A 15,941-nucleotide genomic window follows, 5' to 3' on the forward strand; every position below is an offset into this window, starting at 1 on the left:
GACACACCCGCCATGGACACGCACGTCAGCGACTCGACGACCGCCGCCGGAGCCGGCGAACACCCCGCGAGCCCGGTCACCGGCCCGGCCGGACACGCCGCCTGTGTCGTCACCCTGGGCGCGGGCGGCCCGGCCGGAGGGCACCGGGGGGAGCTGGGCGGCAAGGGCACCCGCCTCGCCGAGCTCTCCGCCGCGGGACTGCCCGTCCCGCCCGCGTTCTGCCTGACCACCGCCCTCTTCGACGCCTACCTCCGGGAGACCGGGATCGCCGCCGAGGCACCGGGCGCCGACCCCCGCACGATGCGCGAGCGCATCCTGGGCACCCGGATGCCCGCCCCGATCGCGGACGCCGTCCTCGACGCCTACGGCGACCTGGGCCGCCCCCGCGTGGCCGTGCGCTCCTCCGGACTGCGGGAGGACTCCGCGGCCCAGTCCTTCGCCGGCCAGCACGACACGGTCCTCGACGTCTGCGGCGACGAGGACGTCCTGGACGCGGTGCTGCGGTGCTGGGCCTCGCTGTGGTCCGACCGCGCCACCGTCTACCGGGACACCGACGCCCCCGACTCCCTCGCCGTGGTCGTCCAGGAGATGATCCACACCGACGTCAGCGGCGTGATGTTCACCGTCGACCCAGTCAACCCCCGCCCGCACCGCCTCGTGGTGGAGGCCTGCCAGGGCCTGGGCGAAGGGCTGGTCTCCGGGCAGGTCTCCAGCGACTTCTTCGTCGTCGACGACGAGAAGCTGGAGGTCGTCGAGGAGCGGGTGCGCTACAAGGTCACCAAGTGCGCGCCGCTGGAGCCCGGCCGCATCGGCATGACGAAGGTCGACGCGGCGGCCCGCAACGTCCCCTGCCTCACCCACGGCCAACTGCGCGAACTCGGCGCCCTCGCCGTCCGCATCCGCGACCTCTACGGCAGCGAGCAGGACATCGAGTGGGGCGTCCGCGACGGCGTCTTCCACCTGTTCCAGACCCGGCCGATCACCACCCGGCCCGCCGCCCCCGCGGCCCCGTCCGGCGCGCTCAGCCCCTACGTCGCGCCCCAGCCGGAGCCGATCCTGAACGGCACCCTGTGGTCCCGCATGGACATCGGGGAGATCTTCGTCGGCCTGATGACCCCGCTGGGCCTCAGCTTCGCCCGCTACTACCAGCGCAACGTCCACACCGACTGCGCGGGCGCCCTCGGCGTGCGCGACACAGGCGACGCGGACCTGCACATGGGCTTCTACCAGGGGCACGTCTACCTCAACATCTCCTACAGCTCCTACCTGCTGGCCCAGTGCCTGCCCACCCGCGACCAGCGCCACTTCACCAGCCGCTTCGTCAGCGAGGAGGTGGACCTCGCCGACTACGAGAACCCCTTCGGCACCTTCCCCGGCGGCATGGAGGACCTGCTGTCCACCGTCCACTGGCTGCAGCACACGGCCCGTGAGATGACGCGGATGAAGTCCCGCTCCCAGCAGATGGTCGACGCCCGGCTCTACGAGTTCGACCGGGCCCGCGGCCTCGACCTGACCCGGATGAGCAGGCGCGAACTGCACGGCGAACTCCACCGCGACCTCGCCTGGTTCCACGACATGCACATCGGCTACATGCCGTACTACATCAACGCGTTCGCCTTCTACGGCCTGCTCACCGAGCTGTGCGCGCGCTGGCTCGGCAACGACGGCGCGGGCCTCCAGAACCGCGTCAAGACCGACATGTCCAGCCTGCGCACCGTCGAGTCGGCCAAGGAGGTCTGGGCGGTGGCCCAGGCCGCCAAGAACGATCCGGCCGTACTGAAGATCATCAAGGACGAGCCGCTGGAGGACATCGCCCGGCTGCTGCGCGAGGACTCCGCCGGGCAGCGCTTCTGGGACCGGCACATGGAGCCGTTCCTGCGCGCCAACGGCACCCGCGGCCACCAGGAGATGGAGATCACCCATCCCCGGTGGATCGACGACCCCTCGTACATCTTCCAGATGATCCGGCGCTACGTCGCCGACGGCTTCTCCATCGACGACATCCTGCGGCGCAGCAGCGCCTGGTCAGACGACTCCCGCGAGGTGCTGGGCCGGCTGCCGATGCCCAAGCGCCAGGTCCTGGACACGGTCATCTCCCTGTACGCCCTGTGCAGCGAACTGCGGGAGACCACCCGGATGTCCATGATCACGTCCATCTGGCTGGTGCGGAACGTGGTCTACGAGGTGGGCCGGCGCCTGGTGGCCGACGGCGTCCTGCACTCCCTGGACGAGGTCGCCCACCTGGACTTCGAGGACGTGCGCCGCTACCTCGCCGGTGACGAGGACGCCGTACGCGTCTTCGACCGGGCCCGCATCGACGCGGCCCGCCGGCTGCACGAGCACAACAAGCGGCTTCCGGAACCGCCGTTGACCTTCGTCGGCGTGCACGACATCACCGCCTCGGTCCGGCCCGCGGCCGACGGCGCCCGCCTGGAGGGCCTGGCCGCCAGCCCCGGACGCATCGTGGGCCGTGCCCGCATCGTCGAGGACCTGGTGTGGCAGGCCGACGAGTTCGAGGCCGGGGAGATCCTCGTGACCCGGTACACGGACGCCTCCTGGACGCCGCTGTTCGCCATCGCGGGCGGCGTCGTCACCGACATCGGGTCGATGCTCTCGCACAGCTCCATCGTGGCCCGCGAGTTCCACGTGCCGTCGGTGGTGAACACCAAGGACGCCACCCAGCGCATCAACACCGGTGACCTGATCGTGGTGGACGGCGACGCGGGCACGGTCGAGGTCGTCGAGAGCGAGGACACCGACGGCCCGCGGAGCACGCCCGAAACCGTCGGCGGCTGAGCGCCACCCACGCCGCAACGCAGAGCACGGCCGCCCTCGTACGGGGGCGGAATCCCACCCAGACGGGAGACGACCCGATGATCCCCAACCAGTGGTACCCCCTCGTCGAGGCGCAGGAGGTGAGCAACGACAAACCGCTCGGTGTGCGCCGCATGGGCCAGGAGCTCGTGCTCTGGCGCGACATCGACGGCAACCTCGTCTGCCAGGGCGCCCGCTGCCCGCACAAGGGCGCCAACCTCGGCGACGGCCGCATGAAGGGCAACACCGTCGAATGCCCGTACCACGGCTTCCGCTACGGAGCCGACGGTGCCTGCCGGGTGATCCCGGCCATGGGCTCGGGGGCCCGCATCCCCGGCTCGCTGCGCGTGCCCACCCACCCGGTCCGGGAACAGTTCGGACTGGTGTGGATGTGGTGGGGCGACGAGCGTCCGGCGGCCGACCTGCCGCCGGTCCAGGCCCCGCCCGAGGTGACGGCGAACCGGAAGCTGTACGCCACCAGGCGCTGGACCCGTCCGGTGCACTACACCCGTTACATCGAGAGCCTGCTCGAGTTCTACCACGTGACCTACGTGCACCGGGACCACTGGTTCAACTACATCGACTACCTGCTCCTGTACGGCACCCCGAGCAAGTTCGGACTCGACGGCCGCGAGCGGTACCTGGCCGCCACCCGGATCACCAACCACCAGGTGGAGACGGAGGAGGAGGGGCAGACCATCCGCTACTCCTTCGACCACTGCCAGGAGGACGACCCCACCAACACCACGCACTACGTCATCACGTTCACCTTCCCGTGCATGGTGCACGTGCAGACCGAGCAGTTCGAGACCACCTCCTGGCTGGTGCCGATCGACGAGCAGAACACCGAGCACATCCTGCGCTGGTACGAGTACGAACAGGTCAAGCCGGTCCTGCGGTTCGAGCCGCTGCGCCGTCTGCTGCCGTGGGCGTCCCTGTACATGGAGAAGTGGGTGCAGGACCCCCAGGACGTCCGCATCATGGAGCACCAGGAACCCAAGATCAGCGCGGGCGGCGTCAACAAGTTCATCCCCGTCGACGAGATGAACGCCAAGTACGTCTCGATGCGCGCCAGGCTGATCGCGGACGCCGCCGCCGAGCCCTCGTCACCGGCGCGGGAAGCGGAGCCCGCGCCGGAAGCGGCGGGGCGGGGCGGAGCACCGGCCCGTGCCACGGGCAACGGCAGGGGAGCGGCAGTCGGCGGACGGCGCGGCACGAAGCCCAAGGAGGACGCCGCCGCGCGCCCGTAGACCCGAAGACGGGGGACGGACAAGAGAGAGCGAGAGTGAGAGATGTACGGCGGATACGACGCGTCGACCGGCCCCAAGACCCTGGTGACGACGTTCAACACCGTCGCCGTGGCCGGCGCCGTGTGGTTCCTGTTCGGCGGCGCGGCCACCGTGGCGGACTGGTTCGGCACCGACTTCGACGAGGCGGCGACGCTGCGCCGGGTTCTGCTCGCGGCCTTGTCGGTGCTCTACCTGCTGCGCTTCATCGCCACGAACTTCGTGATGCTCCAGCGCAGGATGGAGTGGTCGGAGTCGGCCACCATCGGGATCTGGGTCCTGGTGATCCACGGCACGATGGCGTACTTCGGCGGCACCAACGACGCCGGGGTGAGCGTGTTCACCTGGCTGGGCGTCGTGCTGTACCTCCTGGGGTCGTACCTGAACACGGGGTCGGAGTACCAGCGCAAACTCTGGAAGAAGCGCCCCGAGAACAAGGGCAAGCTCTACACCGAGGGCCTGTTCAAGTACTCCATGCACATCAACTACTTCGGTGACGCCGTGCTCTTCTCCGGATTCGCGCTGGTCACGGGCACCCCGTGGGCCTTCGCCATCCCCCTGATCATGGTCTGCATGTTCGTCTTCATGAACATCCCCATGCTCGACAAGTACCTCGCCGAGCGCTACGGCGAGGCCTTCGACGAGTACGCGTCCCGGACGGCGAAGTTCGTCCCCTACGTGTACTGACCCCCGCCCGTCACGCGCGTACGGCGGCCCGCCCTCCCGTGAGGGTGGCCGCCGTACCGGGCGGCCACCCGAGATCCCCTCCACAGATCCGAGACGAGGCACGCATGACCGGAGACATTCCCTTCGGAGAGGCCGAGGCGTCCCTGACCGCCGAGGTGCTGCGCGAGGTCCTGGCCGGCGGCGCCGAGGCGTTCGCCCGGCTGACCTCCGACGAGGGCGCCGTCGACGACTTCGGCTTCGACCCGGAGCTGACGGACGACTACCTGCTCCCCGCCCTGCGGCTGCTGTACGAGAAGTACTTCCGGGTCGACCTGGAAGGGATGGAGAACGTGCCGGCCGAAGGGGGCGCGCTCCTGGTCGCCAACCACTCCGGCACCCTGCCCCTCGACGCCCTGATGCTCCAGGTGGCGCTGCGCGACCACCACGACGCGCACCGCAGGCTCCGGCTGCTCGCCGCCGACCTGGCCTTCGACCTCCCCGTCGTCCGCGACCTCGCCCGCAAGGCCGGCCACGTCCGCGCCTGCCCCGAGAACGCCCTGCGGCTGCTCGGCTCCGGCGAACTGGTCGGCGTGATGCCGGAGGGCTACAAGGGGCTCGGCAAGCCCTTCGAGGAGCGCTACCGGTTGCAGCGCTTCGGCCGGGGCGGCTTCGCGGCGGTGGCGCTGAGGTCGCGGCGCCCCCTGGTGCCGTGCTCGATCGTCGGCGCCGAGGAGATCTACCCGATGATCGGCTCGGCCCCGACCCTGGCCCGGATGCTGAAGCTGCCGTACTTCCCCATCACCCCGACCTTCCCGCTGCTGGGCGTGCTGGGCCTGGTCCCGATGCCGACCAAGTGGACCATCCGCTTCGGTGCCCCGATCCACACGGACGGCTTCCCCGCAGACGCCGCGGAGGACCCCCTGCTGGTCGAGAAGCTCGCGGGCGAGGTGAAGGACACCATCCAGCACACGCTCAACGAGATGCTGGAGGGCCGCGGCTCCCCGTTCGCCTGAGGGGCCGCGACTCACCGCTCCTCCCGCCCGGGCCCCGTGTCAGCCTCCCGCCGACGGTCCCCGGCGGCAGATGCTGCGAATGCTGGCGAAGGCCAGGACGGCGAGGCCGACGAGCGTGAGGCCGCCGCCGACCAGCTCCGCGGACAGATGCATGGGGATCTCCCTCGGGGGACGACGGGCGGTGATGGTCATATAGCCATGCGAACGCCGCCCCCCGCCCCATCCGCAGCCGCCCCGCCCCGCGAATTCACCCATAGGGCAGACCGGGGCGGCCGGGAGGGGTGGCGATTGGGCGGTCGCGCGTTCGAACGCTTACGATCCTCTGTTGTGTCCAAACTGACCGACGTGCCCAAGCGGATCCTGATCGGGCGCGCACTGCGCAGCGACCGGCTGGGCGAAACGCTCCTGCCGAAGCGCATCGCCCTCCCCGTGTTCGCCTCCGACCCGCTGTCCTCCGTGGCGTACGCGCCCGGTGAGGTGCTGCTCGTCCTGTCCATCGCGGGCGTGTCGGCGTACCACTTCAGCCCCTGGATCGCGGTCGCGGTCGTGGTGCTGATGTTCACCGTGGTCGCCTCCTACCGCCAGAACGTGCACGCCTACCCGAGCGGCGGCGGCGACTACGAGGTGGCCACCACCAACCTCGGACCCAAGGCCGGTCTGACCGTCGCCAGCGCCCTGCTGGTCGACTACGTCCTGACCGTCGCCGTCTCCATCTCCTCCGGCATCGAGAACCTCGGCTCGGCGATCCCCTTCGTCGTCGAGCACAAGGTCCTGTGCGCGGTCGCCGTGATCCTGCTGCTGACGCTGATGAACCTGCGCGGGGTCCGGGAGTCGGGCACCCTGTTCGCGATCCCGACGTACGTCTTCGTCGCGGGCGTCTTCATCATGATCGCGTGGGGCGCGTTCCGCGGCCTGGTGCTGGGCGACACGATGCGTGCGCCGACGGCGGACTACCAGATCAAGCCGGAGCACGGCGGCCTGGCCGGCTTCGCCCTGATCTTCCTCCTCCTGCGCGCCTTCTCCTCCGGCTGCGCCGCGCTCACCGGCGTCGAGGCGATCTCCAACGGCGTCCCGGCCTTCCGCAAGCCCAAGTCGAAGAACGCGGGGAACACCCTCGCGATGATGGGCCTGCTCGCCGTCACCATGTTCTGCGGCATCATCGCGCTGGCGTCCGCGACCGACGTCCGCATGTCGGAGAACCCGGCCACCGATCTCTTCCACAACGGTGTCGCGGTCGGCGCGGACTACGTCCAGCACCCGGTGATCTCCCAGGTCGCCGAAGCGGTCTTCGGCGAGGGCAGCTTCCTGTTCGTCGTGCTCGCCGCCGCCACCGCGCTGGTCCTCTTCCTCGCCGCCAACACCGCCTACAACGGCTTCCCGCTGCTCGGCTCGATCCTCGCCCAGGACCGCTACCTGCCGCGCCAGCTGCACACCCGCGGCGACCGGCTGGCCTTCTCCAACGGCATCGTGCTCCTCGCCGGCGCCGCCATGCTCCTGGTCGTCGTCTACGGCGCCGACTCGACCCGCCTGATCCAGCTCTACATCGTCGGCGTCTTCGTGTCCTTCACGCTCAGCCAGATCGGCATGGTCCGGCACTGGAACCGCAACCTGGCCACCGAGCGGGACCAGTCCAAGCGCCGCCACATGATGCGCTCCCGCGCGATCAACGCCTTCGGCGCCTTCTTCACCGGCCTCGTCCTGGTCGTGGTCCTGGCGACCAAGTTCACGCACGGCGCCTGGGTCGCGCTGCTCGGCATGTGCATCTTCTTCGCGACCATGACGGCGATCCGCAAGCACTACGACCGCGTCGCCGAGGAGATCGCGGCCCCGGAGGACCCCGAGGAGGCCCAGAGCGACGACATGGTGCGCCCCTCCCGCGTCCACTCGGTGGTCCTGATCTCCAAGATCCACCGGCCCACGCTCCGCGCCCTGGCCTACGCCAAGCTCATGCGCTCCGACAGCCTGGAGGCGCTCAGCGTCAACGTCGACCCGGTCGAGACGAAGGCGCTGCGCGAGGAGTGGGAGCGCCGCGGCATCGCCGTGCCCCTGAAGGTCCTGGACTCGCCGTACCGCGAGATCACCCGGCCGGTCATCGAGTACGTCAAGAGCCTGCGCAAGGAGTCCCCGCGCGACGCGGTCTCCGTCATCATCCCCGAGTACGTGGTCGGCCACTGGTACGAGCACCTGCTGCACAACCAGAGCGCCCTGCGCCTCAAGGGCCGCCTGCTGTTCACGCCCGGCGTCATGGTCACGTCCGTCCCGTACCAGCTGGAGTCCTCCGAGGCCGCCAGGCGCCGGGCCCGCAAGCGCCAGGAGTGGAGCGCGCCCGGCGCGGTCCGGCGCGGCCCGGCCCAGCACCACGACCGGGACCGGGACCGTACGAAGGACTCCTCCTCGTCCACGTAGACTGGTCGGCTGTTGTCCTTTGTCGTCCCCGTTCTCTGGAGTCACCCCGCCATGCAGGCAGAACCGAAGAAGTCGCAGGCGGAGTCCCGGGCGGTCGCGCAGCCGGTCTCACTCGTGGGGGAGGAGTACGAGGTCGAGGTCGGCCCCGTCGCCCACGGCGGCCACTGCATCGCCCGCACGTCCGAGGGGCAGGTGCTGTTCGTCCGGCACACGCTGCCCGGCGAGCGGGTCGTCGCCCGGGTGACGGAGGGCGAGGAGGGCGCCCGCTTCCTGCGCGCGGACGCGGTCGAGATCCTGGACCCCTCCAAGGACCGCATCGAGGCCCCCTGCCCCTTCTCGGGCCCCGGCCGCTGCGGCGGCTGCGACTGGCAGCACGCCAAGCCGGGAGCGCAGCGCCGCCTGAAGGGCGAGGTCGTCACCGAGCAGCTCCAGCGCCTGGCGGGCCTCACGCCCGAGGAGGCCGGCTGGGACGGCACGGTGATGCCGGCCGAGGGCGACAAGGTGCCCGCGGGCCGGGTCCCGTCGTGGCGCACGCGCGTGCAGTACGCGGTGGACGCGGAGGGCCGCGCGGGCCTGCGCAAGCACCGCTCCCACGAGGTCGAGCCGGTGGACCACTGCATGATCGCGGCGGAGGGCGTCAGCGAGCTGGGTATCGAGGCGCGGGACTGGACGGGCATGGAGTCCGTCGAGGCCATCGCCGCGACCGGTTCCCAGGACCGCCAGGTCATCCTCACCCCGCGCCCCGGTGCCCGCCTGCCCCTCGTGGAACTGGACCGCCCGGTCTCGGTCATGCGCGTCGGCGAGAAGGACGGCGGCGTCCACCGCGTCCACGGCCGGCCCTTCGTGCGCGAGCGCGCCGACGGCCGCACGTACCGGGTCGGCTCCGGCGGCTTCTGGCAGGTCCACCCCAAGGCCGCCGACACCCTGGTGACCGCGGTCATGCAGGGCCTGCTGCCCCGCAAGGGCGACATGGCCCTGGACCTCTACTGCGGCGTCGGCCTCTTCGCCGGCGCCCTGGCCGACCGGGTCGGCGACCAGGGCGCGGTCCTCGGCATCGAGTCCGGCAAGCGCGCCGTCGAGGACGCCCGCCACAACCTCGCCGCCTTCGACCGCGTCCGCATCGAGCAGGGCAAGGTCGAGTCCGTCCTGCCCCGCACCGGCATCGACGAGGTCGACCTCATCGTCCTCGACCCGCCCCGCGCGGGCGCAGGCCGCAAGACGGTCGAGCACCTGTCGTCCCTGGGCGCCCGCCGGATCGCCTACGTGGCCTGCGATCCGGCCGCGCTGGCCCGGGACCTGGGGTACTTCCGGGACGGGGGGTACCGGGTGCGGATGCTGCGGGTGTTCGACCTGTTCCCGATGACGTCGCACGTGGAGTGCGTCGCGATCCTCGAGCCTGCGGGCAATGGTGCCTGACCTGCGGTTTTGTTGCTGTGGTGGGTTGCTCGACCTGTTTCCCTCCGTGCAGCGGGTTCGAGCGGACGGATCACTCTTGTAGCTCGCTGACCTGCGGATTCGTGAGCGAGGTGCCCGCATCGGCGACGCCTTCAGAGGGTCGTTCGGAGATTCGTGACGCTCGGATGACGCTCGAAGCGGAAGTCTCTGCTGCACCGCCGCAGGCGATGCGAGTGACCATTCCGGCCCCCACTTTCCTTGGAGGCCGAGAACGCGGGCCGACCGCACCACTTTGATACCGGTCAGGTATCATCTCTGTATGGCGATGACTCTCCGACTCCCCGACGACCTTGACGCGAAGCTCACCGAGCGGGCTCGCCGGGAGGGCCGCAGCAAGCAGGAACTTGCCATTGAGGCCATCCGTGACGCTCAGAACCGGGCCGAGCTGAAGGTCGATGACGTCTTGGCCGAGCTCATGGACAGCGATGCAGAGATCCTGGACTACTTGAAGTGACCGGCGTCCGCTACGTCCAGATCGACGAGATCCTGGCCATCGCCCGCGAGGTCAACGGGACCGACCATAGTGTGCGTGACCTGGGCCTTCCGGTGTCGGCGATCGAGCGTCCCCGGACGAACGTGTTCGAGGCTGAGTTGTATCCCACGCTGCACGAGAAGGCTGCGGCACTGCTGCACTCCGTCGCCCGCAATCATGCGCTGATCGACGGCAACAAGCGCACCGCCTGGCTCGCCATGCGTGTCTTCCTGCGGTTCAACGGCGTCAGCGCCAATGCCGCCCCGCCGCCCGTCTCCGTTGCCGGCCCGTTCGTCGAGGGCGTCGCGCAGGACAACATCGATGTACCGGCCATTGCCAAGCGCCTGTCGGTCTGGTTCCCCGTTTCCTGACGTTTGGCGACGTGAGGGCAGGGCAGGCGTCGGCCCTGCCCTCACGCGCTGTCCGGCCTTGCTCGGGTCGGGTGGCATGGGAGCGCTGCGCACTGGAATGCGTGGCTCCCGTTCGGCGCGGGATACCGGACTTCGAAGCTCGGCATCACAGCCTCTCGTAGGCCGCCGTGAGGTGAGGGAGGGGGGCGGCCCGCTCACGCAGCGCTTCGAGTGGCTCGTGCGCACGGCTCGCTTTGCCCCGAGCGAGTGGATGCATGCGGCAGTCGAGCTAGTGAAAGGTCGAGAGGAGGGAAGAGGCCCGCGAGGCGTCCGCCTCGCGGGGCCGGCGCGCCGTGGTGCTGGTTCAGCTGTGTCCCGCTGGTCTCAGCTGACGTTGACGTCGCCGGACAGGAAGTACTTATGGTCGATGCGGGACGCCTTCCAGGCGGTCACCACGATGTGCCGTCCGCTGTAGCCGGAGGTGCTGACGTCGGCGACATAGTGTGCCTGATAGTGGTAGCGGCCGGTCTTCTTCACCAGTTCTAGCTTCTTCACCAGTTTGAGGTCGTCCTATGATCAACCCTTACTCAAGTTGCAGCCCTGCTTGGGGACGTAGACCTTGAGCCAGTCAGCGCCGTGCCGGGCCTCGTCGTACAGGTCGGCAGTAAAGTTAGAGCCGATGTCGGTCATCTTCCACGGGCCGGGGCGGTCCAGCGGCTGGTAGTTCGTATCGCCCTGGCCGTTGAGCCTGTAGATCTGACCGTCGGGGATGAGCTGCCCGTAGGTGTCGTTTAGAGCGGCTCACCAGTGCGCCTCTAGGATTTGGCCGCCTTGGCGTAGGATCTCGCGTTCGGTCACCAAATTCCGCTTGCGCGCATACACCTCGGCCCTCCGAGCCTTCAGATGCCAACTCCGCATACGGGTCAGTAGTTGGCGCCGTCTGTGGGGTCTCCGTGATGTTTCAGCCGACGATGGGGTGGCAGCTGCGCCGCGGCGTTCGCGGTCCCTCAGTACCACTCGTGCAGCGTGGGCCCGGTTGATGCCCAGGTCAGCGGTGATGCCCTTGTGTGTTGCCCAGGGCGCGGACTCATGCACGGCCACGGCATCGGCCTTGAACTCGTCCGAGCAGTTCTTCAACGCCTTGGTGGTGTATCTCGCTTCCTCGAGAAGTATTAGCCTGTTCACCGCTCAGGGGCCCTGAACGGCACATGACGGCAGCACACGCGGAGACTCAGGTTTGCTGCTCAGCTAGGAGCACGCCCTCTCGGCGAGCGATAGTGGGCGCACGGCCAGGTGAACCCGGCGCCGGTGCGCTTGCGTCGATCGATGGGCCAGAACCAGCCAAGATCTGGGGTATTTGCTGCCGCCGTCAGAAGTTCGTCGCTAGCCTGTGCGAGCCGTGGCCGGATGTCTCCGTGGGGCTCGCTAGGGGGTAGGGATCGTATGACCGAGGGTGGCGGGTCTGCGCCAGCGCAGAAGCCCGAAGGACGGCTCTCCCGACTGTTGCCTGATCCGGGACCACCGCGTGTCCTTGCGCTCTCCACTGCGCTCTACGGCACGGGATTTGGATTCTTCTCCTCCGGTACTCCCATCTACTTCCACCGGATCGTCGGGCTGTCTGTATCTCAGGTAGGACTCGGCGTCACTCTGGCTGCTGTCGTCTGGATGCTCGCCGCTCCGGTCGTCGGTCGGTTCACTGACCGGATCGGCACCCGGGAGATGGCCGTCCTCACCGGCTTCCTCCAGGCGCCACTGCTCCTGATCGCCACGAAGGTCACGTCCTTCAGTGGCTACATCGCCATCATGATCCTCCTTGGTATCGCCGAACGAGCGGGTGCCGTAGGCAAGATGGCATACATTGGGCAGCTTCTCGACTCAGAGGCGCGCGTACGGTTGTTCGCGTACAACCGCAGCGTCATCAACATTGGAATGACGGTTGGTGTTGCGCTGTCAGGTCTCGCCATCGCGCAGGACACCAAGACCGCCTATTTGTGGCTTTTCTACGGTTTCGCTGCCGTGTCCGCAGCCAACAGCACGCTGATGCTTCTGCTGCCGCGGCTGCAGGTGAAAAAGCCCTCTAGGGGCGAGAGTTCTCTCCGGGACAACAAGGCGCTGCGGGACCGTCCATTCGTCCTTATCTCCTTTCTGTGCGGACTCACGGCAGTGTGCGACACCATCCTCACTCTCGCACTTCCGCTGTGGATCGTGGCGCAGACCGAGGCGCCTCGCCCTATGGCGGCCTGGTTGATCGGATTGAATACTGTCCTAGTGGTGCTCTTCCAAGTACGCGCCAGTAAGGGCGCTGACACACCTGAGGGGGCTGGCCATAAGCTGCGCCACGGCAGCATCGCACTGGCACTGTCGTGTGCCGTCATTGGAGTCTCTGCATTGGGCGACTCCATATCCCTAGCACTTACCCTGCTGATCGTGGCCACAATGCTGCTGACTGTCGGCGAACTGTTGACTTCCTCGGCCCAGTGGGGCCTTCAGTACGGGCTTTCCCCGCGGCACAGCCAGGGTGAGTACGGTGCGGTGTTTTCGATCGGATACACCGTGCAGTCCGTGATCGGACCGCTCGCTCTCACCGCCCTGATGGAGAGCGTCGAGATCGCCGGATGGCTGCTCATGACCCTGATCTTCGCCGCCCTCGCCGTCGGAACCGCCCCCGCTGTCCGGTGGGCGGTCGCCACTCGGCGTCAGGAGGGGGAAGAGCAAGAGGAACCGATAGATTCACCGATGCCCGGGCGCAGGGCCGAACCTGTGATTGACACCGAGGAGAGCGTGCGTGCCGACCAGCTCTGAGGACGTTCTCCTGATCGAATTCACCGGGCTGGCCTCCGAAAGGTCCTTCGAGACCGCCTTTCCGAGTGACTCCACCGCCCCGGTGCTGCGGATCGATCCGCTGGTCGGGGTGACTGGCGACGGCCCCATCGACATTGCCGCGCGGGCCTTGGCCGTAGCACGTGAGCATGCCGGAGGCGGGCCGTACGGTGCCCTGATAGCCAATTGCAACGGTGCTCTCTTCGCCGTACACGTAGCCGCCGCTCTGGCCGAACATGGTGCCGCCCCGCGCACGCTCGTCCTCGTCGACCCCCTGGTCACCACAGGCGACGACCTGCGCCACGCACTGGCCGACCTGCTCACGGGACTGGGTGCGTCACCTGCGGTGCCGGATGAGCTACTGGGGCTCAAGGAGCCGGTAGAGCTGTTCCACACGGTCATGCGATTCCTCAGCAACACCGTGGCCGAGCACCTGGGGCGGATCCTGGAGGAGGACGAGGATCCCGAGGTGGTGGCCGAGAGCCTGGTAGGGCGCTACGCGGCCTGGGTCGCTCTGCTGACCGGCAACCTGGCAGCGGAGCGGCTGGCGCTCGACATCCCCATCCAGGTCCTGCACACCCATGATCGCGATGACCTGGAGCGGCTGGTGGACGCCCGCGGAGTTGTCACCCAGGTGCCGGTGCCCGAGACCGTACGAGCCTCGGGCACACCTCTGGCCCACCCCGAGATGGTCGCTCTCCTACACGGGCCGGGCGACTACCGCTGAGTCGGGGGCGAGCCCACGGCCGAGCAGTTCCGGCACCAGCAGCCGCTGCAGGACGCGGGCCTCCTCCAGCTTGGGGTAGCCGGACAGGATGAACCCGTCGACGCCGGCTGAGCGGAACTCCAGCAGCCGGTCAGTGACTTGGGCGGGAGTGCCGACGATCGCGACGGACGCCCCGAAGCGGCCGGTGCCTATCCCTGCCCACAAGTTCGGGCCCACGACAAGGTCGTCCCCTGCGGCCAGTTCGTTCTGTCCGGCTCGCTGGGACCGCGCGTCCGGACGCTGGGCGCGGATCGTCGCTCGGACGTTCGGCTGGACCCGCGAGACGATCTCCGCCGCTGCCGCCCACGCCTCCTGCTCGTCCTCCCGCATCACCAGATGAGTGCGCAAAGTCACCCGAACCGCTGTCCCTATGCCAGGTGTGGCCCGCAGTGTTTCCAACTCGGCGGCCACTTTCGGCAGGGGCCCCGCGAACATCAGGTACTCGTCACCGAAGCGGCTCAGAAGCTGCCGTGCCCGGGGTGATGAGCCCGACATCGCCAACGGGATGCGGCGCTCCGGCCGGCGGTGCAGAGCCGCGCCATCCACCTCGTAGAACCGGCCCTTGTGGCGCACCGGGGTGTCCGCGTAAAGCACCTCGTGCAGCACCTCCAGCCACTCCTCGAGTCGGTCCGAACGGACCTCCTTGCTCTCGAAGTCCCCGAGCCAGCGGTCCTCAGCCCAGCCGCCGGTGGTGAGGTTGAGCCGGATCCGACCGGGGAAGAGGGCCTCCAGTCCGCAGACCGCCGCGGCCGCCTGCACCGGATGCAACTGGTTCGGGCGTACGGCGAGCAGCATCCCGATCCGCGAGGTGCGCCCGAGCACGGCAGCGGCAGTGGTGAACGTCTCCAGCTCGTTGTGGAAGCTGGTGGGCACCAGCATCTCCTGGCAACCCGCCGCTTCGGCCGTGACCGCGATGTCCACGAGGCGGTCCAGCGACGGAGTGCCACACTCGGCCGGCCAGGTGCCGATGTGGTGCACATCAGGGCCGAGCGGCAGGAACCAGGAGTAGGCGAGCGCCGGGGACATATGATCCTCCTGAGTCGGTCTCGTACGGACGCTCGACAGAACCAGGCCCATCGAGGCCGATGACTGCGGTGCGGCAGTTCATACGTCCCGCACCCGTTCGAAGACGAGGACCGCGTCCACCACCTCCCTCTTGCGCGGCCGGCCCGGGTCGGACAGCGCCCGCAGCTTCGCGCAGGCGCTCTCGGTCGCCTTCGCGGCCTTGGCGCCGCCCGTCCACGAACCGGAGAAAAGGCCGGCGGACAGCGCCTGCGCCATGTCCTCCGGGGACTCCTCGAAGACCTTGGTGCGCTGACCGAAGGGGCCGAGGTAGCTCAGCCCACAGGATTCGGCGGTCGGTGCAAGCTCCTCCGGGCCGTCCTGTCGGCTCCGCCTCGGATCGAGGAGATCCTCCAACTCGTTGACCACGACGCCGATCTCGTCCGTCGGCCGCTGACCACGAGCCGGAATCACGTAGTACCGGCCTCCGGGCTCCAGAACCCGCGCCACCTCCTGGAAGACGGCCGCACGGTCCGGCACCACATGCAACAGCCACGTCGAGACGGCCTGGGCCACCGAGGCCGAGCGGATGGGCAACCGGGCCGCGTCGGCCACAGCGACTGCGGCACCGAGCCGACGACGAGCCAGCGAGAGCATGGCCGGCGCCAGATCGACACCGACGGTGGGGATGCCCCGCCGCACGAGCTCCGCAGCGACGATGCCCGTCCCGATGCCCACGTCCAGGAGCACTCGGTCGGGATCGAGGAGCGGTGCCAACTGCTCGGCGAAACCCTCCGCGCGCGCAGTACCGCCGCGCGACTCGTCGTACTCCCGTGCGATCTTGTCGAACTCGGCGGCGCTATGGGTCGTCATCTGCCGTCGCCTCTCCAT

The 15,941-nt window shown here is 68.9% G+C and carries 14 protein-coding genes; 10 read left to right on the forward strand and 4 right to left on the reverse strand.

The features are described 5' to 3' along the window. Positions 1 to 12: 12 nt before the first annotated feature. From redH to ACZ56V_RS31650, 8 genes are all read left to right on the forward strand, one after another. The gene (gene redH / locus ACZ56V_RS31615; RefSeq protein WP_468947037.1) at positions 13 to 2,796 is read left to right on the forward strand and encodes an undecylprodigiosin ligase RedH; all 2,784 of its coding nucleotides are present in this window, start codon (positions 13 to 15) and stop codon (positions 2,794 to 2,796) included. 77 nt (positions 2,797 to 2,873) lie between these two features. Beyond that, on the forward strand, positions 2,874 to 4,064 hold the full coding sequence (locus tag ACZ56V_RS31620) for a Rieske 2Fe-2S domain-containing protein (RefSeq protein WP_468947040.1): 1,191 nt from the start codon (positions 2,874 to 2,876) through the stop codon (positions 4,062 to 4,064). 42 nt (positions 4,065 to 4,106) lie between these two features. After that, positions 4,107 to 4,787, forward strand: a complete 681-nt coding sequence (locus tag ACZ56V_RS31625) for a DUF1295 domain-containing protein (RefSeq protein WP_398915066.1) — start codon at positions 4,107 to 4,109, stop codon at positions 4,785 to 4,787. A gap of 104 nt (positions 4,788 to 4,891) precedes the next feature. After that, positions 4,892 to 5,779: a lysophospholipid acyltransferase family protein gene (locus ACZ56V_RS31630; RefSeq protein WP_398915064.1), complete on the forward strand. Its 888-nt coding sequence runs from the start codon at positions 4,892 to 4,894 to the stop codon at positions 5,777 to 5,779. Positions 5,780 to 6,106: 327 nt separating this feature from the next. Further along, the gene (locus tag ACZ56V_RS31635) at positions 6,107 to 8,185 is read left to right on the forward strand and encodes an APC family permease (RefSeq protein WP_467383348.1); all 2,079 of its coding nucleotides are present in this window, start codon (positions 6,107 to 6,109) and stop codon (positions 8,183 to 8,185) included. 51 nt (positions 8,186 to 8,236) lie between these two features. Next, positions 8,237 to 9,601, forward strand: coding sequence for a class I SAM-dependent RNA methyltransferase (locus ACZ56V_RS31640; RefSeq protein WP_468947043.1), 1,365 nt, complete (start codon positions 8,237 to 8,239; stop codon positions 9,599 to 9,601). A 298-nt stretch (positions 9,602 to 9,899) separates the two neighbouring features. Further along, positions 9,900 to 10,094: a ribbon-helix-helix protein, CopG family gene (locus ACZ56V_RS31645; RefSeq protein WP_037672007.1), complete on the forward strand. Its 195-nt coding sequence runs from the start codon at positions 9,900 to 9,902 to the stop codon at positions 10,092 to 10,094. After that, positions 10,091 to 10,483: a type II toxin-antitoxin system death-on-curing family toxin gene (locus ACZ56V_RS31650; protein WP_468947046.1), complete on the forward strand. Its 393-nt coding sequence runs from the start codon at positions 10,091 to 10,093 to the stop codon at positions 10,481 to 10,483. The genes ACZ56V_RS31645 and ACZ56V_RS31650 overlap by 4 nt, the downstream gene beginning before the upstream one ends. A 363-nt stretch (positions 10,484 to 10,846) precedes the next feature. Here the strand turns inward: ACZ56V_RS31650 and ACZ56V_RS31655 are convergent, their stop codons facing one another. Together ACZ56V_RS31655 and ACZ56V_RS31660 are read right to left on the reverse strand one after the other, a co-directional pair. Further along, positions 10,847 to 11,017: a hypothetical protein gene (locus ACZ56V_RS31655; RefSeq protein ID WP_468947049.1), complete on the reverse strand. Its 171-nt coding sequence runs from the start codon at positions 11,015 to 11,017 to the stop codon at positions 10,847 to 10,849. Between the two features lie 21 nt (positions 11,018 to 11,038). Further along, a complete protein-coding gene (locus tag ACZ56V_RS31660) occupies positions 11,039 to 11,233 on the reverse strand; it encodes a hypothetical protein (RefSeq protein WP_468947098.1) in 195 nt (64 codons plus the stop codon). Positions 11,234 to 11,905: 672 nt separating this feature from the next. Here ACZ56V_RS31660 and ACZ56V_RS31665 point away from each other — a divergent pair. Continuing rightward, on the forward strand, positions 11,906 to 13,264 hold the full coding sequence (locus tag ACZ56V_RS31665; protein ID WP_468947052.1) for an MFS transporter: 1,359 nt from the start codon (positions 11,906 to 11,908) through the stop codon (positions 13,262 to 13,264). Further along, the gene (locus ACZ56V_RS31670; protein ID WP_468947055.1) at positions 13,248 to 14,009 is read left to right on the forward strand and encodes a hypothetical protein; all 762 of its coding nucleotides are present in this window, start codon (positions 13,248 to 13,250) and stop codon (positions 14,007 to 14,009) included. The genes ACZ56V_RS31665 and ACZ56V_RS31670 overlap by 17 nt, the downstream gene beginning before the upstream one ends. Here ACZ56V_RS31670 and ACZ56V_RS31675 read toward each other — a convergent pair. After that, positions 13,983 to 15,074 (reverse strand): LLM class flavin-dependent oxidoreductase, encoded by a 1,092-nt coding sequence (locus tag ACZ56V_RS31675; protein WP_468947058.1) that lies wholly within the window; start codon positions 15,072 to 15,074, stop codon positions 13,983 to 13,985. The genes ACZ56V_RS31670 and ACZ56V_RS31675 overlap by 27 nt on opposite strands. 78 nt (positions 15,075 to 15,152) lie before the next feature. Then, a complete protein-coding gene (locus tag ACZ56V_RS31680; protein WP_468947060.1) occupies positions 15,153 to 15,923 on the reverse strand; it encodes a class I SAM-dependent methyltransferase in 771 nt (256 codons plus the stop codon). Positions 15,924 to 15,941: the final 18 nt, after the last annotated feature.

The sequence above is a fragment of the Streptomyces sp. NPDC034099 genome, assembly GCF_055575415.1.

Coding starts and splice junctions, on each gene's coding strand:
- redH (WP_468947037.1), top strand. CDS start 13: ATGGACACGCACGTCAGCGACTCGACGACCGCCGCCGGAGCCGGCGAA.
- ACZ56V_RS31620 (WP_468947040.1), top strand. CDS start 2,874: ATGATCCCCAACCAGTGGTACCCCCTCGTCGAGGCGCAGGAGGTGAGC.
- ACZ56V_RS31625 (WP_398915066.1), top strand. CDS start 4,107: ATGTACGGCGGATACGACGCGTCGACCGGCCCCAAGACCCTGGTGACG.
- ACZ56V_RS31630 (WP_398915064.1), top strand. CDS start 4,892: ATGACCGGAGACATTCCCTTCGGAGAGGCCGAGGCGTCCCTGACCGCC.
- ACZ56V_RS31640 (WP_468947043.1), top strand. CDS start 8,237: ATGCAGGCAGAACCGAAGAAGTCGCAGGCGGAGTCCCGGGCGGTCGCG.
- ACZ56V_RS31645 (WP_037672007.1), top strand. CDS start 9,900: ATGGCGATGACTCTCCGACTCCCCGACGACCTTGACGCGAAGCTCACC.
- ACZ56V_RS31665 (WP_468947052.1), top strand. CDS start 11,906: ATGACCGAGGGTGGCGGGTCTGCGCCAGCGCAGAAGCCCGAAGGACGG.
- ACZ56V_RS31675 (WP_468947058.1), bottom strand. CDS start 15,074: ATGTCCCCGGCGCTCGCCTACTCCTGGTTCCTGCCGCTCGGCCCTGAT.
- ACZ56V_RS31680 (WP_468947060.1), bottom strand. CDS start 15,923: ATGACGACCCATAGCGCCGCCGAGTTCGACAAGATCGCACGGGAGTAC.